24 protein-coding genes are annotated in these 23,379 nt (G+C 73.0%); 10 read left to right on the forward strand and 14 right to left on the reverse strand.

The genetic code is table 11. From position 1 onward, the window contains the following. Positions 1-65 precede the first annotated feature (65 nt). Together HTZ77_RS48215 and HTZ77_RS48220 are read right to left on the reverse strand one after the other, a co-directional pair. Positions 66-767, reverse strand: a complete 702-nt coding sequence (locus tag HTZ77_RS48215) for an HAD family hydrolase (protein WP_175590390.1) — start codon at positions 765-767, stop codon at positions 66-68. Then, positions 764-1,504: a hypothetical protein gene (locus tag HTZ77_RS48220; protein WP_175590391.1), complete on the reverse strand. Its 741-nt coding sequence runs from the start codon at positions 1,502-1,504 to the stop codon at positions 764-766. Before HTZ77_RS48220 ends, HTZ77_RS48215 begins: the two co-directional genes overlap by 4 nt. 136 nt (positions 1,505-1,640) lie before the next feature. Between HTZ77_RS48220 and HTZ77_RS16000 the strand changes: the two genes are divergently transcribed. Then, on the forward strand, positions 1,641-2,480 hold the full coding sequence (locus HTZ77_RS16000; protein WP_175590392.1) for a helix-turn-helix domain-containing protein: 840 nt from the start codon (positions 1,641-1,643) through the stop codon (positions 2,478-2,480). Between the two features lie 47 nt (positions 2,481-2,527). On the opposite strand, the gene HTZ77_RS16005 is transcribed toward HTZ77_RS16000, so the two are convergent. Then, complete coding sequence (locus tag HTZ77_RS16005) at positions 2,528-3,205, reverse strand: GntR family transcriptional regulator (protein WP_235994760.1); 678 nt, start codon at positions 3,203-3,205, stop codon at positions 2,528-2,530. Between the two features lie 65 nt (positions 3,206-3,270). Between HTZ77_RS16005 and HTZ77_RS16010 the strand changes: the two genes are divergently transcribed. Next, entirely contained in the window at positions 3,271-4,458 is a 1,188-nt protein-coding gene (locus HTZ77_RS16010; protein WP_175590393.1) for a CaiB/BaiF CoA transferase family protein, read from the forward strand. Further along, on the forward strand, positions 4,455-5,354 hold the full coding sequence (locus tag HTZ77_RS16015) for an HpcH/HpaI aldolase/citrate lyase family protein (RefSeq protein WP_175590394.1): 900 nt from the start codon (positions 4,455-4,457) through the stop codon (positions 5,352-5,354). Before HTZ77_RS16010 ends, HTZ77_RS16015 begins: the two co-directional genes overlap by 4 nt. 180 nt (positions 5,355-5,534) lie before the next feature. Here HTZ77_RS16015 and HTZ77_RS16020 read toward each other — a convergent pair whose 3' ends face one another. Beyond that, positions 5,535-6,167 (reverse strand): TetR/AcrR family transcriptional regulator, encoded by a 633-nt coding sequence (locus tag HTZ77_RS16020; RefSeq protein ID WP_235994761.1) that lies wholly within the window; start codon positions 6,165-6,167, stop codon positions 5,535-5,537. Between the two features lie 124 nt (positions 6,168-6,291). Between HTZ77_RS16020 and HTZ77_RS16025 the strand changes: the two genes are divergently transcribed. From HTZ77_RS16025 to HTZ77_RS16035, 3 genes are read left to right on the forward strand one after another with little or no spacing between them, the layout of a single operon-like run. Continuing rightward, entirely contained in the window at positions 6,292-7,275 is a 984-nt protein-coding gene (locus tag HTZ77_RS16025; RefSeq protein WP_175590395.1) for a substrate-binding domain-containing protein, read from the forward strand. A 19-nt stretch (positions 7,276-7,294) separates the two neighbouring features. Then, complete coding sequence (locus HTZ77_RS16030) at positions 7,295-8,335, forward strand: ABC transporter permease (RefSeq protein WP_175590396.1); 1,041 nt, start codon at positions 7,295-7,297, stop codon at positions 8,333-8,335. Next, complete coding sequence (locus HTZ77_RS16035) at positions 8,332-9,087, forward strand: ATP-binding cassette domain-containing protein (protein ID WP_175590397.1); 756 nt, start codon at positions 8,332-8,334, stop codon at positions 9,085-9,087. Before HTZ77_RS16030 ends, HTZ77_RS16035 begins: the two co-directional genes overlap by 4 nt. Positions 9,088-9,114: 27 nt before the next feature. Here the strand turns inward: HTZ77_RS16035 and HTZ77_RS16040 are convergent, their stop codons facing one another. After that, the gene (locus HTZ77_RS16040) at positions 9,115-9,693 is read right to left on the reverse strand and encodes a TetR/AcrR family transcriptional regulator (protein ID WP_175590398.1); all 579 of its coding nucleotides are present in this window, start codon (positions 9,691-9,693) and stop codon (positions 9,115-9,117) included. An 84-nt stretch (positions 9,694-9,777) separates the two neighbouring features. After that, positions 9,778-10,896 carry an epoxide hydrolase family protein gene (locus tag HTZ77_RS16045; protein ID WP_205302725.1) on the reverse strand — a complete coding sequence of 373 codons (1,119 nt, stop codon included), beginning with the start codon at positions 10,894-10,896 and terminating at the stop codon, positions 9,778-9,780. 114 nt (positions 10,897-11,010) lie between these two features. Here HTZ77_RS16045 and HTZ77_RS16050 point away from each other — a divergent pair, with 114 nt between their 5' ends. After that, the gene (locus HTZ77_RS16050; RefSeq protein ID WP_175590399.1) at positions 11,011-11,634 is read left to right on the forward strand and encodes a YigZ family protein; all 624 of its coding nucleotides are present in this window, start codon (positions 11,011-11,013) and stop codon (positions 11,632-11,634) included. A 13-nt stretch (positions 11,635-11,647) separates the two neighbouring features. Here the strand turns inward: HTZ77_RS16050 and HTZ77_RS16055 are convergent, their stop codons facing one another. Next, complete coding sequence (locus HTZ77_RS16055; RefSeq protein ID WP_175590400.1) at positions 11,648-12,877, reverse strand: isochorismate synthase; 1,230 nt, start codon at positions 12,875-12,877, stop codon at positions 11,648-11,650. Between the two features lie 241 nt (positions 12,878-13,118). Here HTZ77_RS16055 and HTZ77_RS16060 point away from each other — a divergent pair, with 241 nt between their 5' ends. Beyond that, entirely contained in the window at positions 13,119-13,973 is an 855-nt protein-coding gene (locus tag HTZ77_RS16060) for a GDSL-type esterase/lipase family protein (protein ID WP_175590401.1), read from the forward strand. Between the two features lie 9 nt (positions 13,974-13,982). On the opposite strand, the gene HTZ77_RS16065 is transcribed toward HTZ77_RS16060, so the two are convergent. The 5 genes from HTZ77_RS16065 to HTZ77_RS16085 form a co-directional block, all read right to left on the reverse strand. After that, on the reverse strand, positions 13,983-14,717 hold the full coding sequence (locus HTZ77_RS16065) for an HNH endonuclease family protein (RefSeq protein ID WP_175590402.1): 735 nt from the start codon (positions 14,715-14,717) through the stop codon (positions 13,983-13,985). Between the two features lie 93 nt (positions 14,718-14,810). Then, entirely contained in the window at positions 14,811-16,082 is a 1,272-nt protein-coding gene (locus HTZ77_RS16070) for a glycosyltransferase (protein ID WP_175590403.1), read from the reverse strand. Beyond that, positions 16,075-16,695 carry a TetR/AcrR family transcriptional regulator gene (locus HTZ77_RS16075; protein ID WP_175590404.1) on the reverse strand — a complete coding sequence of 207 codons (621 nt, stop codon included), beginning with the start codon at positions 16,693-16,695 and terminating at the stop codon, positions 16,075-16,077. The genes HTZ77_RS16070 and HTZ77_RS16075 overlap by 8 nt, the downstream gene beginning before the upstream one ends. A 218-nt stretch (positions 16,696-16,913) precedes the next feature. After that, positions 16,914-18,497: a glycosyltransferase family 4 protein gene (locus HTZ77_RS16080; RefSeq protein WP_328808610.1), complete on the reverse strand. Its 1,584-nt coding sequence runs from the start codon at positions 18,495-18,497 to the stop codon at positions 16,914-16,916. Positions 18,498-19,198: 701 nt separating this feature from the next. Further along, positions 19,199-20,242, reverse strand: a complete 1,044-nt coding sequence (locus HTZ77_RS16085) for an Rv2578c family radical SAM protein (RefSeq protein WP_175590405.1) — start codon at positions 20,240-20,242, stop codon at positions 19,199-19,201. A 135-nt stretch (positions 20,243-20,377) separates the two neighbouring features. On the opposite strand from HTZ77_RS16085, the gene HTZ77_RS16090 reads away from it, so the two are divergent. Beyond that, a complete protein-coding gene (locus HTZ77_RS16090) occupies positions 20,378-20,641 on the forward strand; it encodes a DUF3040 domain-containing protein (RefSeq protein ID WP_175590406.1) in 264 nt (87 codons plus the stop codon). Between the two features lie 371 nt (positions 20,642-21,012). Here the strand turns inward: HTZ77_RS16090 and HTZ77_RS16095 are convergent, their stop codons facing one another. Further along, the gene (locus HTZ77_RS16095) at positions 21,013-21,576 is read right to left on the reverse strand and encodes a MerR family transcriptional regulator (RefSeq protein ID WP_205302726.1); all 564 of its coding nucleotides are present in this window, start codon (positions 21,574-21,576) and stop codon (positions 21,013-21,015) included. Positions 21,577-21,610: 34 nt separating this feature from the next. Continuing rightward, entirely contained in the window at positions 21,611-22,471 is an 861-nt protein-coding gene (locus HTZ77_RS16100; protein WP_175590407.1) for an SDR family NAD(P)-dependent oxidoreductase, read from the reverse strand. Positions 22,472-22,627: 156 nt separating this feature from the next. Between HTZ77_RS16100 and HTZ77_RS16105 the strand changes: the two genes are divergently transcribed. Further along, entirely contained in the window at positions 22,628-23,275 is a 648-nt protein-coding gene (locus tag HTZ77_RS16105) for a PadR family transcriptional regulator (protein WP_175590408.1), read from the forward strand. The last annotated feature ends 104 nt before the right edge of the window (positions 23,276-23,379 follow it).

Genomic DNA, 23,379 nt, shown 5'->3' on the forward strand with positions numbered 1-23,379 from the left:
CGCTCGTGGGGCGGGGGCTCGTGGGGTGAGGCGCTCGTGGGGTGGGGCGTTCCTGGGGTGGCGGATCAGGACGGGGGCAGGTCGCCGCGGGCCAGAGCGGGCAGCTCGGCCAGCGACGTGATGCGCGGGAACCCCGCGGGCGCCGGCTGGACGCCGAGCCGGTCGAGCCACACCGACCGCATCCCGGCCGCCGCCGGCGCCGTCACGTCGTTGACCACGTCGTCGCCCACCAGCAGCACCTCGCCGGGCGCCAGCCCGAGCGCCCGCGCCGCGGCCGTGTAGGAGCCCGGAGCCGGTTTGTAGTGCCCGTCCAGCACCTCGCCCGTCAGCACCGGCCCGACCTGCCCGCCGAGGCCGATCGCCCGGACCTTCGCCTCCTGCATGTGCTGCGACCCGTTCGTCAGCACCCCCAGCCGGAATCCCGCCAGCGCCGCCACCGCCTCCGCCGCGTCCGGGTAGGCGCTCCAGCTCCGCCGGTAGCGGGTGGCGTACGCGCCGAACGCCGCGTCGAGGTCGTCCGGCACCGTGACGGCCAGCTCCACGCACAGCGCCCGGATCCGCCGGCGGCGCTGCTCCTCCAGCGAGCACTCGCCCGCGTGCCAGGCCCGCAGGTGCGGCTCCTCCAGCGCCTCCCACAGCGCGGCGACCTCGGCCAGGCGCGGGTGGCCGGGCGCGTGGTGGGACACCCAGCCGATGACCGCCGCGTCGGCCGCTGAGCGGTGGTCGAGGAGGGTGCCGTCGAGGTCGAGCAGGACGCCGCGGATCACACCCCTATCCTGGCACCCTTCTCGGCGAGGATGCGCGCCGCCGTCTCGTGCGGCGGATAGCCCAGCGTGAGCCCGCGCACCGACAGCGGCGCCCGCCGGAACGAGCCCTCCGCGTCGTCGCGCAGCACGTAGCCGAGGGCGGGGGAGGACGTCCGGTGGGCGGCGAGCGCCTCCGCCTCCTCCTCGCCCAGGTCGCCCGGCAGCGCCCGCCGGTAGTCCGCGATCAGCGCGTCCACGTCGAACAGCCGCCCGTACGGCTCCGACAGCCCCGCCACCACCCGCACCAGCCCCTCGCCGGTGTGCTGCGCCCGGTAGACCAGGGCCGTGCCGCCGCTGCGGGTGAACCAGCGCATCGCCTCCTCCACCGGCAGCGTGAACACCCCGAAGGGCTTGCGCCCGTACAGCAGCGCCTCGGCGATCCACCGGTCGCTCCAGCGCTCGTCCCGGTACGGCGACGGCGCCTTCGGCCCGGCCGTCAGGCCCTGGGCCAGCACCGGGTTCCAGGCGGAGACGAGGGGGCTGGTGAAGCGGGGCATGCGCGGGCCGTCGCAGCGGCTCAGCACGTAGCCGTACCAGATCGCCACCACCTCGATCCGCCGGCCGGGCAGGAAACGCTCGTAGACGCCGTTCATCACCTGCCCGTTGTCGGCGTGGCGCCACGGGCCCGCGGGGACGGCCTCGCCGGCGGGGGCCGGGGGAGTCCGGTAGTCGGGGCGCAGCATCCACGTGTAGGCCACGGCGTGGGACCTTCCCGGTCGGCGTATGCATGACTGGTCTGGATCAAGTGGTGGCCATCGTGCATCAAGCGCCGGTATGTTGCAACACACCAGGTCCTGGCCTGGCTCACTCTCGCCGGCGTGGGGGATTCGACGTATGCATACGATCGTTGCGGCGCGGCTGGCCGCGCTGCGCAACGCCCGCCGGCTGTCGATGAAGACGGCCGCCGACGCCGCCGGGCTGAACACGTCCACGGTCTACCGCATCGAGCACGGGCACGTCGCGCCGCGCGAGTCCACCACCGACACCCTGCTGGAGCTGTACGGCGTGCACGACGCCGCCCAGCGCCGGCACGTGCTGGCGCTGCTGCGCGGCGAGCGGCTGCCCGGCTGGTTCGACGCGCCGGAGATCCCGCTGTGGCTGTCGCGGTTCCTGGCGCTGGAGGACGAGGCGGCGGAGGTGGACGCGTACGCGCCCATGTTCGTCCCCGCCCTGCTGCAGACGCCCGCCTACGCCGAGGCGACGGTCCGCGCCTGCGGCCACCCGGGCATGACGCCCGAGCAGGTCAAGGCCGGAGCCGGGACGATCCTGCGCAGGCAGCAGCTGCTGGACCGTGACGGCGGCCCGCGCGTGCGGGCGGTCGTGGACCGCAGGGCGCTGCTCGACCCGCCGCTGGCGTGCCCGGAGGATCGGGTCGGACAGGTCGACGCGATCGCGGCGGCGGCCGGGCGGCCCGGGGTCGCCGTCCAGGTGGCCCGCCCGTGCACCGAGACCGGCCACCTCTACCACGGGCCGCCGTTCACGCTGCTGGGCTTCGGCGGGCGGGGCCGGCCGGGCGTGCTGGTGCTGCACCTGCTGCACGGCTCGACCGTGGTGGACGACCCCGGGACGGTCGAGGCGCACCACGAGGCGTTCGCCCGGCTGTCGCGCTCGGCCCACGACGTCGCGGAGACCGCGGACGTGCTGGACGGGATCCGCGCCGAGCTCACCGTCTGACCGTCCGCCGGCCCGGTCGGGAGGGCGCGCGGCCGGGACGGGGTGGGTCAGCCGGTCGGGGGGTTGTCGCGGCGGTGCTCGCCCGCCCGCCGCACGTGCTCGATCATGAGCCGTTCGGCGGCCGCGCCGTCGCCGCGCTCCAGCGCGTCCAGGATGCCCTCGTGCGCCTCGATCTGGTGCGGCACCTGGCCGGGGTCGAGCCACAGCGAGGCGGTGGCGGGCACCGGGAAGCTGTCGTGCACGGCCCGGGCGTGCTGCCCCAGGAACGCGGGGCCGCCGATGTCGGCGATGCGCAGGTGGAAGTGGCGGCTCTGCTCGCCGAGCCGGTCGAGTCGTCCGCCGGCGGCGTCGCGGGCCATCGCGGCGTGCAGCTCGCGCAGCCAGTCCAGCTCCTCGGGCGTGATCCGCGTGGCGGCCAGCCGGGCCCCGAGGCCCTCGACCACCGCGCGCAGGCCGTAGAACTCCTCCAGCGCGTCGTCGCCGAGGTCCACCACCGTGGCGCCGTGGTGGGCCTCGTAGCTGATCAGCCGGTCCTTCTCCAGCCGGCGCAGCGCCTCGCGGACCGGCGTGACCGACACCCCGAGGCGGCGCGCGATCGCCGCCGCGCGCAGCGCGGTGCCGCCCGGGATGCGGGCGGAGCGGATCTCCTCGGCCAGCACGCCGTAGACGTAGTCCGCCTTGCTCATGGGCGGGGTCACGGAGGGACGCGGATCGGAGCTGGGCATGGGTTCAGTCTCTCGCACGAGGGCCACCGGTTGACCGCGAACCTATTTCTTATACGTTATAAGACATGACGAGCCTCGCCGACCTGCGGGTCATCGACGCCGCCACGCTGTTCGCCGGCCCCTCCGCCGCGATGATGCTGGGCGACTTCGGCGCCGACGTGATCAAGATCGAACACCCCAGGCGCGGCGACCCGTCGCGCGGGCACGGCGCCTCGGTGGACGGCGTCGGCCTGTGGTGGAAGTCCCTGTCGCGCAACAAGCGCGCCGCCGCGATCGACCTGTCGCACCCCGAGGGGCAGGAGATCCTGCGCCGCCTCGCCGCCCGTTCCGACGTGCTCGTCGAGAACTTCCGCCCCGGCACGCTGGAACGCTGGAACCTCGACCCCAAGGACCTGCTGGAGCTCAACCCCCGGCTGATCGTCGCCCGCATGACCGGCTTCGGGCAGAGCGGCCCGATGGCCCGCCGCCCGGGGTTCGGGACCCTGGCCGAGGCGATGAGCGGCTTCGCGGCGATGACCGGCGAGCCGGAGGGCCCGCCCACGCTGCCGCCGCTCGCGCTGGCCGACGGCATCGCGGGCCTCGCCATGTCGTACGCGATCATGGTGGCGCTGCACGCGCGCGAGCGGACCGGACGCGGGCAGGTCGTCGACATGGCGATCATCGAGCCGATCCTCGGCCTGCTCGGCCCGCAGATGAGCGCGTACAAGGCGCTCGGGGCCGTGCCGCGCCGCACCGGCAACCGCTCCAGCAGCAACGCGCCCCGCAACACCTACCGCACCCGCGACGGCCGCTGGCTGGCTGTCTCCACCAGCGCGCAGGCGGTCGCCGAGCGCGTCGTCACGCTCGTCGGCCGCTCCGACCTGGTGGAGCAGCCGTGGTTCTCCAGCGGGGCCGGCCGGGTCGCGCACGTGGACGAGCTGGACGAGGCCGTCGCCATCTGGATCGCCGCCCGCGACGCCGACGAGGTCATCGCCCGCTTCGAGGAGGCGCAGGCGGCGGTCGCCCCCATCTACGACGTCCGGGACATCGCCCGCGACCCGCAGTACGCGGCCCTGGGGACGTTCGTCGAGCTGCCGGACGAGGAGCTGGGGGCGGTGACGATGCAGAACGTGCTGTTCCGGCTCTCGGACACGCCCGGCGAGGTGCGCTGGCCGGGGCGTCCCCTGGGGCACGACACGGACGAGGTGCTGGAGGAGCTGGCCTACGGGGCCGAGGGCATCGCCGGGCTGCGCGAGCAGGGCGTGATCGCATGACGTCCCCGGCGTCCGGAGTGCCCGCCGTCTCCTGGCTGTACGTGCCGGGGGACCGGCCCGAGCGGTTCGCCAAGGCCGTCGCGTCGGGGGCGGACGTGGTGATCATCGACCTGGAGGACGCGGTCGTGCCCGCCCGCAAGGACGAGGCCCGCGCCAACGCCGCCGCCTACCTGCGCGAGCGCGCGTCCGGGGCCGCCGGAGGAGCCGGCGCGGCCGGACAGGCCGGGAGCCCCGGCAACGTGGCGGTGCACGTGCGGGTCAACGACCTGACCACGCCGCGAGGCCGCGACGACGTGGCCGCGCTCGCCGCGCTGCCCGGGCTCGGCGGCCTCCGGCTGCCCAAGGTCGAGTCGGCCGCGGTGCTGGACGCGCTCGGCGGCTGCCCCGCCCCCGCGTACGCGGTGCTGGAGTCGGCGGCGGGGATCCTGGCGGCCCCGGCCGTCGCCGCCCACCCGCGCGTGGCCGGCGTGGCGCTGGGCGAGCAGGACCTGTCCGCCGAGCTGTCCGTCACCGACGTGGCCGCCCTGAACCAGCTCCGCCTCCAGGTCGTGCTGGCCGCGGCCGCCGCGGGCCTGCCGCCCGTGCCCATGTCGGTCTATCCGGACGTACGGGACGAGGCGGGGCTGCTGGCGTCGTGCGTCGCGGGACGCGCGATCGGGATGTTCGGCCGGGCGGCCATCCACCCGCGCCAGATCCCGGTGATCCGGCGGGCCTTCACGCCCACCGAGGAGGAGACGGCCCGCGCCGCGGAGATCGCCGAGGCGGCCGAGCAGGCGGAGCGCGAGGGCCTGGGGGCGGTGGCGCTGCCGGACGGCCGCTTCGTGGACGCCCCGATCGTGGCCCGCGCCCGCCGCACCCTGGCCCTGGCCCGCCACCTCGCCTCCCCGCCCGCCTGACCCTCCCGCCACCTCGCCCCCGCCCGCCTGACCCTTTTCGCGAGCCACCTCCCCCTACCTGCCCCTCATCGTGATGCTTCGGCGCCTGACGTGCCTTGCCCTCTCGGCGGGCGCGCGTCTCTTGGGGGATGGGGGCAGGAAGGGGGCGGAGCCTCGGCGCGAGCGGGGGACGGGGAGCGGTCAGGGGACCCAGCGGGCGGAGAGTTCGGCGTCCTCCGGGGCCGGGCCCGGCAGGGCGGCGTGGGAGGCGGGGCGGCGCAGGGCGTCCAGCAGCAGCGCCAGGTACCGGTGCCGGAGCTGCCCCGTGCGCTCGTCGTCGCCCAGCTTGACCGACGCCATCTGCTCGAACAGCAGCGCGATGTCCGCCGTCGTCACGTCCGGCCGCAGCACGCCCGCCTCCACGGCCCGCGCGTGGACCCGCGTGGCCAGCTCGGAGGCCCGCACCGCCGCCGCCCCCAGCTCCGGCGTCGGCTGGAAGGTGCCGGCCAGCTTGATGGTCAGCGAGCTGCTGTCGGCGTCCACGATGCCGCGCATGTAGCCGGCGAACGCCTCCCACGGATCGCCCTGGTCCTCCAGGGCCTTCTCCGACACCGCGATGTAGAGCTGCAGGCCGTCGAAACACAGCTTGCGCAGCAGGTCTTCCTTGCTGGAGTAGCGGCGGTAGAGTGCGCTGATCCCGACGCCCGCCCGCTCGGCCACCGCCGCGATCGGCGCGCCCGGGTCCGCGGTGAAGACCGCCCGCGCCGCCTTCAGGATCAGCTCGTCGTTGCGCGCGGCCTGAGCCTTGCGCCCGCTCATGGGTGGAGTCGTCATGGCTCCACTATATCGGAACGAAGCTTTCCGTTCCAGACCTTCGATTCCATTGGTCCGTATGTCTATACAAAGAGTTGATATTGATGTACAACCGGGGCGAGCCTGATGGTCATGGAGGTGTCCCGTGAGACGAACCCCTGTCGTGCTGGCCCTGCTCTGCGCTCTGACGCTGGGCGCCTGCTCCTCCTCGTCCGGAGGAGCGGGCGCGCAGAGCGCCCCGGCCTCCGGCTCCGCGCCGCCCGCGGCGAGCGGCGGCACGTTCGCCGTCATCACCCACGCCTCGGCGGGCGACGCCTTCTGGGACGTGGTGAAGAACGGCGCCGAGGCGGCGGGCAAGCAGTACGGCGTCACCGTGACCTACCAGGGCGACGGCGACCCCGGCAAGCAGTCGCAGCTCATCGACCAGGCCGTCTCGCAGAAGGTGGACGGCCTGGTGGTGTCCATGGCCAACCCCGACGCGCTGAAGGAGGCCGTCGGCCGCGCCGTCGCCGCGAAGATCCCGGTGGTGACCATCAACTCGGGCGCCGGCTCGTCCAAGGCGTTCGGCGCGATCACCCACGTCGGCCAGTCGGAGGACGTGGCCGGCCGCGGCGCCGGCGAGCAGCTCAGGGCCGCGGGCGTCACCAAGCTCCTGTGCGTCGTCCACGAGGCCGGCAACGTGGGGCTCGACCAGCGGTGCAAGGGCGCCGAGCAGGGCCTCGGCGGCACCGTCGAGCGGCTCCAGGTCGACGTGGGCAACCTCGCCGACGTCACCTCCAAGGTCGCCGCGAAGCTCCAGTCCGACAAGCAGGTCAACGGCGTGCTCGCGCTCAACCCGGCCGTCGCGGTCGCCGCGCGCGACGCGGTCGAGGACTCCGGCTCCCAGGCCAAGCTCGCCACGTTCGACCTGTCGGGCGACGTCGTGACGGCCATCAAGGACGGCGAGATCCTGTTCGCGGTCGACCAGCAGCAGTACCTCCAGGGCTGGCTGCCCATCACGTTCCTCACCCTGTACAAGAAGAACCTCAACACCGTGGGCGGCGGGCTGCCGGTCAACACCGGCCCGGGCTTCGTCACCAAGGACAACGCCGAGCAGGTCGCCAAGCTGGCCGAGGCGGGCACCCGATGACCCGTGCCGGAGGGCCGTCGTGAGCGCGGTGGCCGGCCGGGCGGACGAGCGGGTCGCCCGCGCCGGCCTGGTGCGGCGGCTGCTGATCCGTCCCGAGCTGGGCGCGGTGGTCGGGCTGGTGGCGGTGTTCGCGTTCTTCGCGGCGCAGTCGCCGGTGTTCCGCTCGCCGCAGGGCGTCGCCAACTGGCTCGACCCGGCGGCCACGCTCGGCATCATGGCCGTCGCCATCGCGCTGCTGATGATCGGCGGCGAGTTCGACCTGTCGGCCGGGGTCCTCACCGGCACGACCGGCCTGATCCTCGTCACGCTCGCCACCCGGTACGGCCTGGACGTGTGGACGGCGATGCTCGTCGGCCTGGTCGTGGCCCTGGCGATCGGCTTCGTCAACGGGCTGATCGTCACCCGGACCCGCCTGCCCAGCTTCATCGTCACGCTCGGCACGTTCCTCATGCTCCAGGGCGTCAACCTCGGCGTCACCAAGGCGCTCACCGGCACCGTGCAGGTCAGCGGGCTGCGCCGGGCCGCCGGCTACGAGGGCGCCCGCACGCTGCTGGCCGGCACCGTCGAGATCGGCGGCACGCCGTTCCGGGTGGCGATCCTGTGGTGGCTGCTCGTCACGGCCGTCGCGACCTGGGTGCTCATGCGGTCCCGCGCGGGCAACTGGATCTTCGCGGTCGGCGGCAACGAGCAGGCGGCGCGGGCCGTGGGCGTGCCCGCCGCGCGCACGAAGATCGCGCTGTTCATGACCACCGCGTTCGCGGCCTGGCTGGTCGGCTCGATCCTCGCCCTGCGCTACACCTCCGTGCAGGCCAACATCGGCATCGGGCAGGAGTTCATCTACATCATCGCCGCGGTGATCGGCGGCTGCCTGCTGACCGGCGGGTACGGCTCCGCGATCGGCGCCTCCGTCGGCGCGGTGATCTTCGGGATGGCCGACAAGGGCATCGTGTTCCTCGGCTGGGACGCCGACTGGTTCAAGTTCTTCCTCGGCGCCATGCTGCTGCTGGCCACGCTCGCCAACCGCCTGGTCCGGCGGTACGCCGAGGAGGTGAAGCATTGATCATCGAGACGCGCGGCATCGGCAAGACGTTCGGCTCGGTGCTGGCCCTGCGCGACGTGTCGATGGGGGTCGCGGCGGGCCAGGTCACCTGCGTGCTCGGCGACAACGGCGCCGGCAAGTCCACCCTCATCAAGATCCTGTCGGGGGTGCACCGGCACGACGCCGGGACGTTCCTCGTGGACGGCCGGGAGGTGCGCCTCGGCAGCCCGCGCGAGGCGCTCGACCGCGGCATCGCCACCGTCTACCAGGACCTCGCCATGATCCCGCTGATGTCGGTGTGGCGGAACTTCTTCCTCGGCTCCGAGCCGCGCAGGGGCCTGGCCTTCGACGTGGCCCGGGCCCGCCGGATCGCCCGCGAGGAGCTGCTGGCCATGGGCATCGACATCCGGGACGTGGACCAGCCGGTCGGCACCCTGTCGGGCGGCGAGCGGCAGTCGGTGGCGATCGCCCGGGCCGTGCACTTCGGCGCCCGGGTGCTCATCCTCGACGAGCCGACCTCGGCGCTCGGTGTCAAACAGGCGGGCGTCGTGCTGCGCTACGTCGTCCGGGCCCGCGACCGGGGGCTCGGGGTCGTGTTCATCACCCACAACCCGCACCACGCCCATCTGGTGGGCGACCGGTTCCTGCTGCTCAACCGGGGCGCGAGCCTCGGCGAGTACGCCAAGGCCGACATCACCCGCGAGGAGCTGACGGGGCTGATGGCCGGCGGGGCCGAGCTGGAGGAGCTGGAGCACGAGCTGCGGCGCGAGTGAGTGCCGCCTCCTACCCCCTTGCCCAGGTCATCTGCGGGCCAGGGCGAGGGGCAGCAGGACGTGGTCGACCAGGCGGCGGGCCAGGTCGCCGTCCACCGGCTCGCCGCTGATCAGCCCCCGGAAGAGCAGGGCCGCCGGCCCGAGCTGCCACAGCAGCTCGGTGTCGGCGGCCGCCGCCAGCTCGCCCCGGTCCCAGGCCCGCTGGAACACCTCCAGCATGAGCCGCCTGCGGCCCGTCACGTAGTGCCGGTCCACGGCGGCGGCCAGCTCCCTGTTGTGCCGGATCTCGCCCACCAGGCCGGCGAGCACGTCGCCGAGCGGTTCCAGCTCGGCGACGAGGAACTCCATGAGCCACAGCAGGTCGCCGCGCAGGCTTCCGGTGTCGGGCGCCTCGGGCAGGGGCGAGGCGGCGCTGACGAACGCCGCCACCACGAGGTCCGCCTTCGTCCGCCACCGCCGGTAGACGGTCTGCCGGCTCGCCCTGGCCCGGGCCGCGACGGTGTCCACGCTCAGCCGGTCGTAGCCGGTCTCGCGTAACACCTCGAGGACCGCGCCGAGCAGCTCGGCCTCGCGTGCGGGACCGCCCCGCAACGGGGTCACGGACATGACCATTAGAGTAAGCGCGGGCGTGCCCGGACTGTAAGGCCCCTCAGGGCGCGGACTGTGTCCTCATCGGGGTTTCCCGCGCGCTCACCGGAGCGTGGCGAAGAAGGCGCGCACGTCCTCGATGTACGCCGCGGGCTGCTCCAGCGCGGCGAACGTGCCGCCGCGCTCGTGCTCGACCCAGCCGACGATGGCGTTGTCCCGCTCGGCGAAGCGGCGGATCGGCCGCAGGATGTCCTTCGGGAACACCGACACCGACGTGGGCACCGTCGCCGGCTTGAGCTCCCACTCCACGCTCGTGTCCTGATCGGTGTCGGGCGTCTCCACGAACGAGCGGGCCGCCGAGCCGGCCGTGTTGGTCAGCCAGTAGAGCATGACGGTCGTGAGCAGCCGGTCGTCGGGGATCGGCTCGTCGCTCCACTCGTGGTAGACGCTCGCGAACCACGACAGCAGCGCCACCGGGGAGTCGGCCATGCCGTAGGCGAACGTCTGCGGCCGGGCCGACTGGATGAGCTTGTAGCCGTACTGGTCGGTCAGGTAGCGCTCGCGGAAGGCCATGCGCTCCTGCTCCACCTCGCTCAGCCCGTCCAGCTCGCCCGGCAGGCCGATGGGGAAGCAGATGATGCCGTTGCCGTGCATGCCGGCCACCCGCTCGGGGGCGAGCACGCCCACCTCGCGGGAGATCCACGTGCCCCAGTCGCCGCCCTGCACGCCGAACCGCTCGTAGCCGAGGCGCGTCATGAGCTCCAGCCACGCCTTCGCGATCCGGGTCGAGCCCCAGCCCGTCTCGGTGGTCGGGCCGGACAGGCCATAACCGGGCAGCGAGGGGATGACCAGGTGGAAGTCGCGGGCGAGCGGCTCGATCACGTCGAGGTACTCGACCGGGGAGCTGGGCCAGCCGTGCGTGATCAGCAGCGGCAGCGCGTCCTCGCGGGCGGAGCGCACGTGCAGGAAGTGGACGTCCTGGCCGTCGATCTGCGTGACGTACTGGTCGTGCGCGTTCAGCTCGGCCAGCGCGCCGTCCCAGTCGTAGCCGGTGCGCCAGTGGCCGACCAGTTCCTTCATGCGGGCGAGCGGGACGCCGTATCCCCAGCCCACGCCGGGGACCTCGTCCGGCCAGCGCACCCGGTCGAGCCGTTCCCGCAGGTCGTCGAGGGCGCCGCGGTCGGGCTCGAAGCGGAAGGTCCGGATGTCGTTCGGGGTCAAGCCATGCCTCCATCGTTTCGGTACGCTGTACCGTACAGCATACGGTTCGATCCGCGCAACTCGGCCCGGCGGCGAAGGAATTGATCTACTTTGTAAAGGCGGTAGCTTGGTGACGTGTCCTCTTCGTACCTCACCCTGAAGACCGCCATCGAGCACGAGACGGAGGCGCGGCGCTCCCGGTTCGTCTGCGCGATGGCGCCGGTGAGCGGGGTCGAGGAGGCGCAGGAGTTCATCGCCGGTCGGCGCCGGACCCACGCGGCCGCCACGCACAACTGCACCGCGTACGTGATCGGGCAGCGCGTGCAGAAGGGCGACGACGACGGCGAGCCCGGCGGCACGGCGGGCACCCCCATGGTGCAGGCCCTGGTCGGCCGGGGGTTCAGCGACGTGGTGGCCGTGGTGACGCGCTACTTCGGCGGCGTCCTGCTCGGGGCCGGCGGCCTGGTCCGGGCCTACGGCTCAGCGGTGACGGAGACTCTCGACCGGGCCGAGGCGGTGCGCATGGTGCCGGCCCGGCTGGTGCGCGTGTCGGTGGCGCACGACCAGGCGGGACGGGTCGAGAACGGCCTGCGCGCGTCGCGGTACGCCGTGCGCGAGGTGGCCTACGGGGCGGCCGTGGAGTTCGCGGTGGCGGTGGGAGAGGACGAGGTGCCCGCGTTCACGGCGTGGCTGGCGACGCTCACGGCGGGGCGGGCCCGCGTGGAGACCGGCGAGGGCATCCACGTCCCGTCGCCCTGAGCCGGCGAGGCGCTCACCCCTCCAGGGCGTACTGCATGACGCGGAACTTCGCCTGAGCCTCGGCCAGCTCCGACGCCGGGTCGGAGTTGCCCATGATGCCGCCTCCCGCGAACAGCCGGGCGCGGCGCCCCTCCACGACCGCCGAGCGCAGCGCGATGCCCCACTCGCCGTCGCCGTGGGCGTCGATCCAGCCCACCGGACCGGCGTACCCGGCGCGGTTCATGCCCTCCAGCTCGCGGATCACCTCGATCGCCGTGCCGGTCGGGGTGCCGCCGACGGCGGCGGTCGGGTGCATGGCGGCGACGACGTCCAGCACGGACGCCCCGTCGGCCAGCCGCCCGGTGACGTGGCTGGCCAGGTGCTGGACGTTCGGCAGCACCAGCAGCTCCGGCTCGTCGGGGGTGTGCAGCGAGGAGCAGAGCGGCGCGAGCGTCTGCCGCACCGACGCGATCGCGCACTCGTGCTCGTGGCGGTCCTTCTCGGAGGCGAACAGCGCCGCGCCCCGGGCGACGTCGTCGGCGGCGCTGGTGCCGCGCGGCGTCGTGCCGGCCAGCACGAGCGACTCGATGTGCTTGCCGGTACGGCGGACCAGCAGCTCGGGGGTGGCGCCCACGAGGCCCGCGACGGAGAAGGTGTAGCACTCCGGGTAGCGGCGGCTGAGGCGGGCCAGCAGGAGCCGGATGTCGATGGGCCGCTCGGCGGTGGCGAGCAGGTCGCGGGCGAGCACGACCTTCTCCAGCTCGCCGGCGCGGATGCGGCGCGAGGCGCGGGCGACGATGTGCTCCCATTCGGGCGCGGTGAGGCTGCCGTCGCTGTAGCGGATGCGGCCCGGCGTGCGGATCGGGGTGAACGGCTGCAGGCGCGGCTCGCCCACGGTGGTGAGCCAGGCGCGGCCGTCGCGGCGGGCCAGGATCGTGCGGGGGACGATCAGCGTGGAGCCGGGCGCGTTCTCGTCGAAGGTGAACGTGCCGAAGGCGACCGGCCCGGAGCCGGGCGTCTTGACGGCGTCGTCGATGTGGGCGTCGCCGAGCACCTCGGCCAGCCACTCGCGGGCCCAGGCGAAACGGCGCGGGCCCGGCGGCACCTCCACGCGAGCGGCCTCCCCCCAGCCGACGAGCCCCTCGCCGTGCCGGATCCACGCGAACGGCGCGGTCTTCGGCAGGGAAGCCAGCAGGTCACCGGGGTCGCCCACGGGGGTGGTGCGAACCGGTAGCGGGCGGGTGGTTCCGAGCGCGACACTCACTCAAGACACTCTATGCGGGAACTGAACACGTTCGACTGTGACCCCCTGGAATGGGTGGTAACGGTCAGGGATCCAAGAAAAACCTGCATATTCGCGGACATGCGGCGTTGTTAGCGGTATCGCCCTCTCCTGCCCGGTCCGCGGCGGGACTGTCAAGCAGCGATATGAAGTCGGTTGTGAAATGGCCCACCTTCCCCGCCGGTCATAGTGGGTCCAAGATCGGATCCCTACCTTGGGGGCCATGATCCCTCGCCTCCTGGCCGCCGCCGTCCTCCTGTCCGGCTCCGGGGTTCTCCTGGGCGCCGGCCCCGCGTCGGCCGACACCGGCGTCCCCGTGCCGACGTCGATGGTGGCGCTCGGCGACTCGATCTCCAGCGGGTTCAATGCCTGCGGCTGGTACGTGTCGTGCACCTCCCGCTCGTGGTCGGCCGGCGACAACGCGGAGGTCGCCAGCCACTACCTGCGGCTGCTGCGGCTCGACGACGACATCCAGGGCCACAACCGCAACCTCGCCGTGCCCGGCTCCACCAGCGCCGGCCTCATGAGCCAGGTGCGCCAGGCCGTCGAGCTCAAGCCGGGCTACGTGACGATCCTCATCGGCGCCCAGGACGCGTGCGTGGGGACCGAGCGCGAGATGACGCCGGTGGAGCTCTACCGGCAGCGGCTGGACGCGGCGCTGGCGGCGCTGCGCGACGGGGTGCCCGGCGTGCGGGTGTTCCTGGCCAGCGTCCCCGACCTGCGGCGGCTGTGGCAGGTCGGCAGGAGCCACGCGCTCGCCCGGACGTTCTGGACCGCCGGGCACATCTGCCAGTCCATGCTGGCGCGGCCCGCGTCGGTCAAGCGGGCCGACGTGGCGCGGCGCGCGCGGGTGCGCGAGCGGGTGATGGCCTACAACGAGCAGGCGGCCGAGGCGTGCGCCGCGCTGGGCGACTCCTGCCGCACGGACGGGGGAGCGATCTTCCGGTACCGGTTCACGCTCGACCACATCAGCAAGTGGGACTTCTTCCACCCGAACGCCGCCGGCCAGCGGGTGCTGGCCGAGGAGACGTTCGGCCACGGCTTCGAGTGGTCAGACGACCGGCAGGACGTCAGGTGACGCGGGCGGTCACCGGCACTGGGCGAGCATGGTCCGCTTGTCGGCAGGGGTGACCGGCACGTCGTACTTGACGGCGACCTGGGCGAAACGCGTCACGTAGGCGCAGCGGATGCGGCGGCGGGGCGGCAGCCAGCTCGCCGGGCCGGAGGCGTCCTTCTGCTCGTTGGCCGCGCCGTCCACGGGCAGGAGGTTGAGCGGGTCGTTGGCGAAGTTCAGCCGCTTGGACATCGGCCAGCGGGCGGCGGCCATCCGCCAGGCGTAGGCGAGCGGGACGACGTGGTCGACCTGCACCTCGTCGGCGTCGGACTTGCGCCACGCGATGGCCCTCCCGGTGTACGGGTCGGCCAGGCGCATGGCGACGACCACGCACCGCGATCCCGTGCGGTACCGGACGTCCTGGCCGTCGCGGGCGAGCAGGTCGTCGCGGGTGCGGCAGCCGTTGCCCGCGTACGGGACGCCGGGGGCGGTGTCGGCCCAGTTGCCGCCGTACCGGGTGCGCGCGTACCCCGTGGCGGGGCCGCGGCCCTTGACGCGTAACCGGGAGATGAGCTTGCGGGCGGCGGCCCGGTCGTCGCCGGAGGCGACGGGGGCCAGGCCGGGGCGGGTGCCGCCGGTGTTGGCGAGCGGGCTGGCGGCGGTGCTGACGGCGGCGGTGCGGGTGGCGTGGGTGCCCTTCGCGGTGCCGAACAGGGAGATGACGAGGACGCCGCCCGCGATGAGGGCGACCGTGTCTTTTGTGCTCAAGCACGCCTCCGATGGGGGTGACGGGGTGTTGGGCACAGATCTCTAGAGAGATTCCCGGCATAGCCGACTTCGACACGTACGCCGGGGGAGGCCCTAGTCCTTGGCGATCGCTCGCGTGGTGAGGGCCTCGATCTCGGCGACCGCCCGGTCGGTGGCGGTCTCGGCGGCGATCTCCGCCGCCAGCCGCCGCGCCTCGCGCCGGTAGGACGGCTCGCGCAGGACCCGGGCGACGGCGTGGGCGATCGTGCGGGGTGAGGCGCCCCTGCCCACGGTGAGCCCGGCGCCGGCGACCTCGACGTGCCGCGCCACCTCAGCCTGGTCGCGCCCGAGCGGCACGCAGACCAAGGGGACCCCGGCGGCCAGGGACTTGACGGCCGTACCGTGGCCGGCGTGCGTGACGGTCACCGCGGCGTGGCGCAGCGCGACGCTGTGCGGTGCCGCCGCGGTGACCAGGACGTTGCCGGGGGCGCGGACCGTCGCCGGGTCCACGGCCGGGCCGGTGGTCAGCAGCCCGCGCACCGGCAGCGTGCCGAGGGCCTCGGCGATGCGCTCCAGCAGCGCGTGCTGGTTCATGAACGACGAGCTCAGGCCGACCAGGACCAGCGGGGCGTCGCCCGCCGGCAGTTCCAGGTCCGCGGCCCAGGCCGGGTCGTCGAGCCGCGGGCCGACGTGCCGCACGTGCGCGGGGAAGCGCCGGCCGGGGTAGTCGAGGGCGCGCGGGGACAGCACGAGCAGCCGGTCGACGCGGTCGAACGCGCCGACGACCGAGTCCACCGGCGCCAGGCCGCTCGCGACGCGGGCCGCGTTGAGCGCCGGCAGCCCCTTCTCCCACGGCCTGAGGATCAGCCCGGTCACCACCCGGTCACGCAGCCGCCCCAGCGCGCCCTCGGCGGGAGCCAGGCCCGGGCCCGGCGGCGGCGCCCCCTCGGTGGGGAACGGGTACAGGGTCGTCACCAGCGAGGCCACGGGGATCCCGGCGGCCTCGCCGGCGGTGAGCGCGCCGAGCAGCATGTGCTCGGCGACCAGCACGTCGGCCGGGCGGGCACGCAACTCGGCCAGCGTGTCCCGGGCGTAGTCGGCCGCGGGGCCGCAGACGATGCGATCCCTCAGCCGCGCGAACGCGCCCAGCGGCGTGCGGGCCTCGAAGTCCTTGATGACGTCCTTGGCCGGATCGCCGGCGTCGCCCTGCGGCGCCGTGGTCCAGGCGATCGGCTCCGCGCCGGCCGCGGCGACCTCCTCGTGCAGTGACGTGTCGGCCAGCACCCGGACGTCGTGGCCGCGTTCGCGCAGCGCGCGGGCGATCGACAGGACGGGCGGCACGGCCCCGCCGCCGGCCCAGGTGGCGAACAGGAAGCTCTCAGGCATCGTGTCTCTTTCGGGGGGCGTGTCTCTTTCGGGGGTCGATCGAGGTCAGCAGGTCACGCATGGCGTGTTCGGCGTCCTCGCGCGACAGGCCGAGGTCGCGCCGCCACAGCTTCCACAGGTAGACGTCCGTGGCGGCGTGGTGCAGGTTCAGGGCGTGCTCCCGGGCGGGGCCCGGGGCGGGGAGCCGGTCGGCGAAGACCTGTTCCAGCCATGCCCGATGCAGGCCGCGCGCGTGGGCGGCCGCCCGGGCGATGGCCGGGACGCGGTCCATCTGCGCCGTCCAGAGCACGTTGGCGTCGCCGTGCCGCTCGTAGTCGGTGAAGAGCGCGGCCGCGATCGCCGCCACGTCGCCGGTCGGCGCCTGACGGGTGACCGCCGTCTCCGTCGCCACCAGGTCGGCGACGGCGTCGGCCAGGCCGTCCTTGCCGCCGAAGTGGTTGACGATCGTCTGCACCGACACGCCCGCCTCGTCGGCGACGTCCTGCAGCGTGACGTCGTCGTACCACTGCCGCATCCACAGCGTGGCCGCCGCCTCCACCACGCGGGTGCGCGTGGCCTCCATGGCGGCGGCGCGGGCCCCCATGCGGTAGGGGCGCCTGGCCTCACTTTCCATGGAGTCATGTCTATATTCAATTGAGGACTCAGTCAAATGAACGTGCGTCAGCCGAGCCGTCGGGTGTCGCCTCGCCCTGGCCGCACGCGCGGTCGAGCGGTCGGCCCGCACGCGAAAGACCCCGGCAGCTTCGTGCTGCCGGGGTCTTTCGGGCATCGAACCGGGCCGCTCCAGCCCACGTCATGGAGCGGCCCCTCGCATCGTGGGGTCCGGTCGCGCTACGCGGGCGGGGCGGTGGCCCCGTTCACGGTCTGGCGGCGCAGCTCGAAGGCGCCCCGGCCCGGCACGTCACCCGGCCGGTCGAGCCCGCGGGTGTGCTCCGCCGGATCGGCGGCCTGGCCGCGCTCGTCGTCGCCGGACTCGCGCTCCTCGTCGCCGGACTCGTGCTCGGAGTCGCGGGCGTCCTCGGAGTCCGGGATGTCGTCGGCGTCCCTGGCCTCGTGCTCGTCGTTGTCGCCCTGGGCGTCGCCGGCGTCGTCACGGGAGGCGTCCTGGAGCCCGGACGATTCCCGCGGTTCGCCGGGGGCGGGGGCCGGGGGCTCGGGCTTGACGTACGTGCCGTTGCGGCGGGCCAGCAGCTCCTCCAGCAGGGCGTCCCACTGCGCCCCGACCGCGTCGACGTCGTACGTGCGCGCCGTCTCCAGCGCCCCGGCGGCCAGGCGGCGGCGCAGGTCCTCGTCCTCGATCACCCGCATGATCGCCGTGGCGAGGTTGGCGTTGGTACGGGGCTTGACGAGCAGCCCGTCCACCTCGTCGGTGATCATCTCCTTGGGCCCGTGCGGGCTGTTGAAGCTGACGATCGCCAGCCCCTTGGCCATGGCCTCCAGGATCGTCATCGGGAAACCCTCGTGCCGCGAGCTCAGCACGAAGATCGACGCCTTCTCCAGGTCGGCGCCCACGTCCGTCGTCGGGCCGGGCAGCACGATTTTGCCCTCCAGGCCGGCCTCGGTGATCTGGGCGCGCAGGTTGTCCTCCTGCGGTCCCGCGCCGTAGATGCGCAGCTGCCAGTCCGGGTGCGCCTGCGCGACCGTCTCCCACGCGGTGATCAGCCGGTGGAAGCCCTTGAGCCGGGTCATGCGGCCGACGGCCACGACCACCTTGGAGTTCAGGTCGGCCGTGCCGCCTCCCATGGGGGGCACGGCGTTGGGGATCCGCACCAGGCGCTTGGGCTTCTTCGGCAGCGTGTTGCGGTAGTCGCGCAGGTCGGCCTTGGTCAGCGTGGTGAGCGCGTCGAAGCGGCGGTAACGCCACTTGATGAGCTCCTGCATCGGCTCGACCTGGGTGCGCAGGGCCACGTGCTCCTGGCCGACCGTGATGACGCTCGGCAGGGCGAGCTGGGCCATCGCCAGGTTCAGTCCGGGCCGGGTGGCCATGAGGACGCCGGTGTCGAGGGAGCGGATGTAGCGGGCCAGCTTGAGGTCGGTCCACAGGTTGAACCGGTGGTACGCGGTCTCCTCCTTGGGGATCAGCCGGCTCGGCATCTTCGACAGCATGGTCCGCATCGGGTCCGGGCTCGGGTCCAGCCGGTCGTCCAGGAAGCGGAACTTGACCCGCGGGTCGATCGGGAAGAACGGCTCCTCGGCTTCCTTCAGGATGCTGACGATCTCCACGTCGTGCTCGCGCGCCAGGTAGCTGGCCAGGTTGAACACGGTCCTGATCGTGCCGCCCATGCCGTACGCGTGGAGCAGCAGGATGCGCACCTGATGGATGGAAGGGGGCGGTGCCTTGCGCACCTTGCGCCGGTTGTAGCCCTTGTACAGCCTCACCATCGCCGACTTGCCCTTGCGTGCCAGTGCGCGCACCTGAGGGGTCCCCCTTGACTTGAGAGTGTCACAACACACATGGCCGGTGGCGAGCCTCTCTCGCCACCGGCTTATTGTCTCGCTTCGGTGGAGTGCACCCTTCATCCCCGTGGCACTATCCCCACCTATGATCATTAGACGCCGCAAATGGTCTTAAGGTTGCATCGGTGATCGAGCCGAAACCAACCTGGGCGAGGTCTCCGGGGGCGACGCGCCCGGCCGTTGCATATGCCCACGTCCACGGGTGCTCGCGTCCGGAGTGGCGGGGTGATCGGCGAGCGCGATCCGGGGCGGCCGGGTGATCGGAGTCGTCTGGGTGCCGGGAATACGGTCCGGGCGGTGGGCTGGTATTACGGGCAGGCCCGGAGCGGTCATCACGCGCGACGGCGGTGTGGCTCCGCGGCGGAGGGTGGGCAGCCGGGACGTGGCCGCGGCTGCCCTTCAGGTCACCGGCTAGACCTCGTCCGGCTTGCTGGTGTCCTTCTTCGCGTCCTTGACCTGCCTGCTGGTCTTGATCGCTTCCTTCTTGGACTTGCCGGACTTGGTGGCCGGTTTCTTCTTGGTGTCTGCCATGGTTTCCCCCGTGTGACTATGGTGCCCGAATGGCACACTAAGCCGCTTAATACCCATTCGGCCCCGAAACCCGACATAGCATCACGAGTGAGTCTGAATGGCGTCTGTCCCCATGACCTCAAAGCCCGTCAGAGCAGGCTGAGCTGCTCCGGCGCGGGGTCGGCGGCGGCCGCTGCCGGAGGGCGGGGCGGGCCGACGCGGCGCCCCCGCCTCGGGGAGGCGGTGCCCACCTTGTAGCGCTCGGCCAGGCCCCTGACCTGCTCGATGATCCGCCCCTGGTACTCGCGCGGCGCGTAGGCGCCTCTGCCGTACAGCTCCAGGTAGCGCGGCACGAGACGCGGGTGCTCGCGGGAGAGCCACGCCAGCCACCACTCGCGCGCCCCCGGCCGCAGGTGGAGCACGATCGGCGCGATGTGCGTCGCGCCCGCCTCGGCGATCTCCTTGACCGTGCGCTCCAGCTCGGCCGGCGAGTCGGTGAGATACGGCAGGATCGGCGCCATCAGCACGCCGCAGCCGATGCCGCGCTCGTTGAGCGTGGCGCACACCTCCAGGCGCCGCCGCGGATCGGGGGTGCCGGGCTCGACCGAGCGCCAGACGTCGGCGTCGAGGAAGCCGACCGACATGTTGGCGCCGACGTCGGTGACCTCGGCGGCCTCGGTGAGCAGGTCGAGGTCGCGCAGGATCAGTGTGCCCTTGGTGAGGATCGAGAACGGGTTGGCGGCATCGCGCAACGCTCCCAGAATGCCCGGCATGAGCCGATACCGGCCCTCGGCGCGCTGGTAGCAGTCGACGTTGGTGCCCATGGCGACGTGCCGCCCCCGCCGGCCGGGGGCGGCCAGCTCCCTGCGGGCCAGCTCGGCGGCGTTGACCTTCACCACGATCCTGGAGTCGAAGTCGGCCCCCGCGTCGAGGTCGAGGTAGCGGTGCGTGTTGCGGGCGAAGCAGTAGACGCAGCGGTGGCCGCAGCCCCGATAGGGGTTGATCGTGTACTCGAACGGGACGCGGCTGGCGGCCGGCACCCGGTTGATGATCGAACGGGCGTGGATCTCGTAGAACGTCATGCCCCGGAACTCGGGGGTGTCGAAGGTGCGCGTGACAGCGCCGCGGGCGAACAGCGGCACGACCGGATCATCCGCATTCGTCTCCGTCAGGCGGAGGTTGTCCCAGCGCATGCCACTGATTAGAACAGAGGTTCGAGCGTGATCGCAAACGGAAAAGAGGCGGCAATTACCCGACAGGGCGGGGGCTAATGATCTTCAGGGTTGGGCAGAACACCCGCACAGAGCTTGCGTTCCGGAGGTGCACCCATGGCCTGGTCGCAGGACGAGGAGCGGTTGCTGGCACAGATCGAGCGGCACCTCGTCGATGACGATCCCCGTCTCGTGGCGCGACTGGAGTCGTTCAACGAGCGAGTCCGCCGCAACGAGGCGAAGGCCGCCGGCCAGGGGCGCCTCAGCCGGAGGCCGCGCCGCTCCACTGTCATCATCCTGATCAGCTGGGTGCTCATCGCCACGCTGGTGGCCGCCCTGCTGGTCATGGTGCTCCAGCACGGAGGCGCCACGTCCTTCTGATCCCGCAATTCCCGCCTAAGCAGCTGTGTAGCCGTCTTGGGTGGATTTTTGAGGCTTTGTTTGGTGATCGGGTGTGGCGTCCGTAGGCGTCCAGAGAAGGGCGACCTGCGGGCCGGTGTCCCATCCCGAGCGGTCAGATCTCGACGGTCAGGCGGGCCGTCCGCACGCACGCCTTCACCGGTACGAGAGAGCTCCCGTCCTTAAGGTCTTCCACCGGGTCCCCCGGATCTGGGCCGTGACCGGGATCATGCCCCAGCCGTGGCTCACGGCGGCGGCGGTCAGGTGCGGGAGGTGTCCTGCCGCTGTCGACTCCCCCGGAGGGCACCGCCCAGGACATCCAGGTGCCGGCGTTTGCAACCCCCGCCACGCGTCTACTTCCGCGACACCTCCGACCGGCCGGGCGACGGTCGCGACGGCTCGTGGGGGAGCGGCGTGCGGTCGGCGCCGGCGGCGAGGTCGAAAGTCTGGACGTCCGGCCCGGTCGAGCCCCCGTACGTGGCGATCTTGTACTCGGTCGCCGCGAGGGAGAGGGTCAGCTCGCGGATGCGGCGGCGGATGGTGTCGCGATGTTCGAGCAGCATGTCGAGCCGCTCGGACACCGTCTCCTTCCCGGCGTCGACGAGCGAGATGTAGTGCTGCAGGTCGCGCATCGGCATGCCGGACAGCCGCATCCGGGTGAGGAACACCAGGCGCCGCACGGCCTCCGCGTCGTAGACGCGGTGGCCGTGGTCGTCGCGGGCCACCTCGACCAGCCCGGCCCGCTCGTAGTAGCGCAGCGTGTGCGGCGAGATGTCGAGGAGGTCGGCGACTTCGGCGATCGTCATCGACTCGGGGACGTCGGCCGGGTCGGTGAGGGAGTGGATCGCCTCGACCGACAGCGGCGCGTCGTCCCCGAGCGTTTCGAGCGCCCTGGTCATCAGGTCGTCGGTGGCCATGGCAGTCAGCCTAGACGGGCCGCGGACAGCCGGCCTAGACAGGCCGGACCGACGCCGGGGCGTCGGCGAAGTCGGCGCTGCGGGCGATCGGGGCCCACCGCTCGACCTCCTCCAGGCCGCGCCGGTACACCCCCGAGATCCGCTCGACCGCCTCGCGCCCGAGCGGCAGCCGCAGCGGCACCTCGTCGCCGTGCGCGAGCGACACGATGATCTCGGCCGCCCGCGCCGGGTCGCCCTCCTGGAGGCCGTCGGCCCCGGCCATGTCCACGCGGACGGCGGCGAGCAGGTCGCGGTAGGTCTCGGACGCCTCGGTGAACTCCAGCACGTCGGCCCCGTTGAAGCCGGTACGGAACCGGCTCGGCTCGACGATCATCACGCGGATCCCGAACGGGGCGACCTCCCCGGCCAGCGACTCGGACCAGCCTTCCAGGGCGAACTTCGACGCGGAGTACGTCGACACGCCCGGGAACGACATGCGCCCGCCCTGGCTGCTCATCTGCACGATCGTCCCGGTGCCGCGGGCGCGCATCCCGGGCAGCGCCGCGCGGACGAGCGCGGCGGGGCCGAACAGGTGCAGATCCATCAGCTCGCGCAACTGCGCGTCGCCGACCTCCTCGACCGCCCCGACCACGGCCCGGCCCGCGTTGTTGACCAGCACGTCGAGCCGGCCGAAGCGGTCGAGGGTGTCGCCCACGAGGCCGGCGGCCGCGGAGACGTCCCGGACGTCGTACGTCGCGACCATGAAGGTGTCCGGGTACGTGGCCTCCAGGTCGGTCATGCTCTCGGGCCGGCGCACCGCCGCCACCACGTTGTCGCCGGCCGCGAGCGCCGACTCCGCCAGTGAGCGCCCGAAGCCGCGGGACGCGCCGGTGATGATCCAGGTCTGTGTCGTCATGGCGGTGACGCTAGGGCTTCGAGCGCGCTCGAACGCAAGCCCGCGCGACCGCGGGACGAATCCGGCGGATTTTCCGGCCTTCGAGGGCTGTGCAGACGGCACTCGCCGCCGTACACTCGTAGACGAGTATTCGTGAACGAGTGAGAGGGGCCGAGGATGGCGAAGCGGCGGAAGGTGGGCAGCCTGCTGGCGCTCGCCGTGCTCTCCGTCCTGGTCCAGCGCCCGATGCACGCCTACGAGATGGCCTCCGTCCTGCGGGCCCGTGGCAAGGACCAGGACATGGCGATCAAGTGGGGGTCCCTCTACACCGTCGTCCACAACCTGGCCCGGCACGGCCTGATCGGCGAGGTCGGCAGCGACCGGCAGGGCGGGCGTCCCGAGCGCACCGTCTACGAGATCACCGCCGAGGGCCGCGCCGAGCTGGCCGACTGGACGCGCGAGCTGCTGTCCGACCCCGAGGAGACCCCGCGCAGGTTCGAGGCGGGACTGTCGGTCATGGGCGGGCTGCCACCGGAAGAGGTGACCGCGCTGCTGCGCCGGCGGCTCGACGAGCTGGAACGGCTCACCGCCGCCCAGCGCGAGGCGTTGGAGCGCGACGCAGGGGAGCTGCCCCGGCTGTTCGTCCTGGAGTCGGAGTACGCCCTGGCGATGCGCGAGGCCGAGGCGGCGTGGACCCGGTCGCTCCTCGACGAGCTGGCCGGCGGCACGTTCCCCCGGCTGGCGGAGTGGCGCGCCTTCCACGGGGCGGGGCGGATGGCCCCGGACATCGCCGAACTGTCCGAAAGGGGGCGCGTCACCGACTGACCCCACACGCATGAAGGCCCCGGCGGAGGTGCGGGAACACCGCCGCCGGAGCCCTCGGAAAACCTCGAAGCGAAACCCGCGTGGGGCGGATCCCGGCCACGAGA

This window comes from Nonomuraea montanisoli, assembly GCF_013363975.1.
Classification (GTDB): Bacteria; Actinomycetota; Actinomycetes; order Streptosporangiales; family Streptosporangiaceae; genus Nonomuraea; species Nonomuraea montanisoli.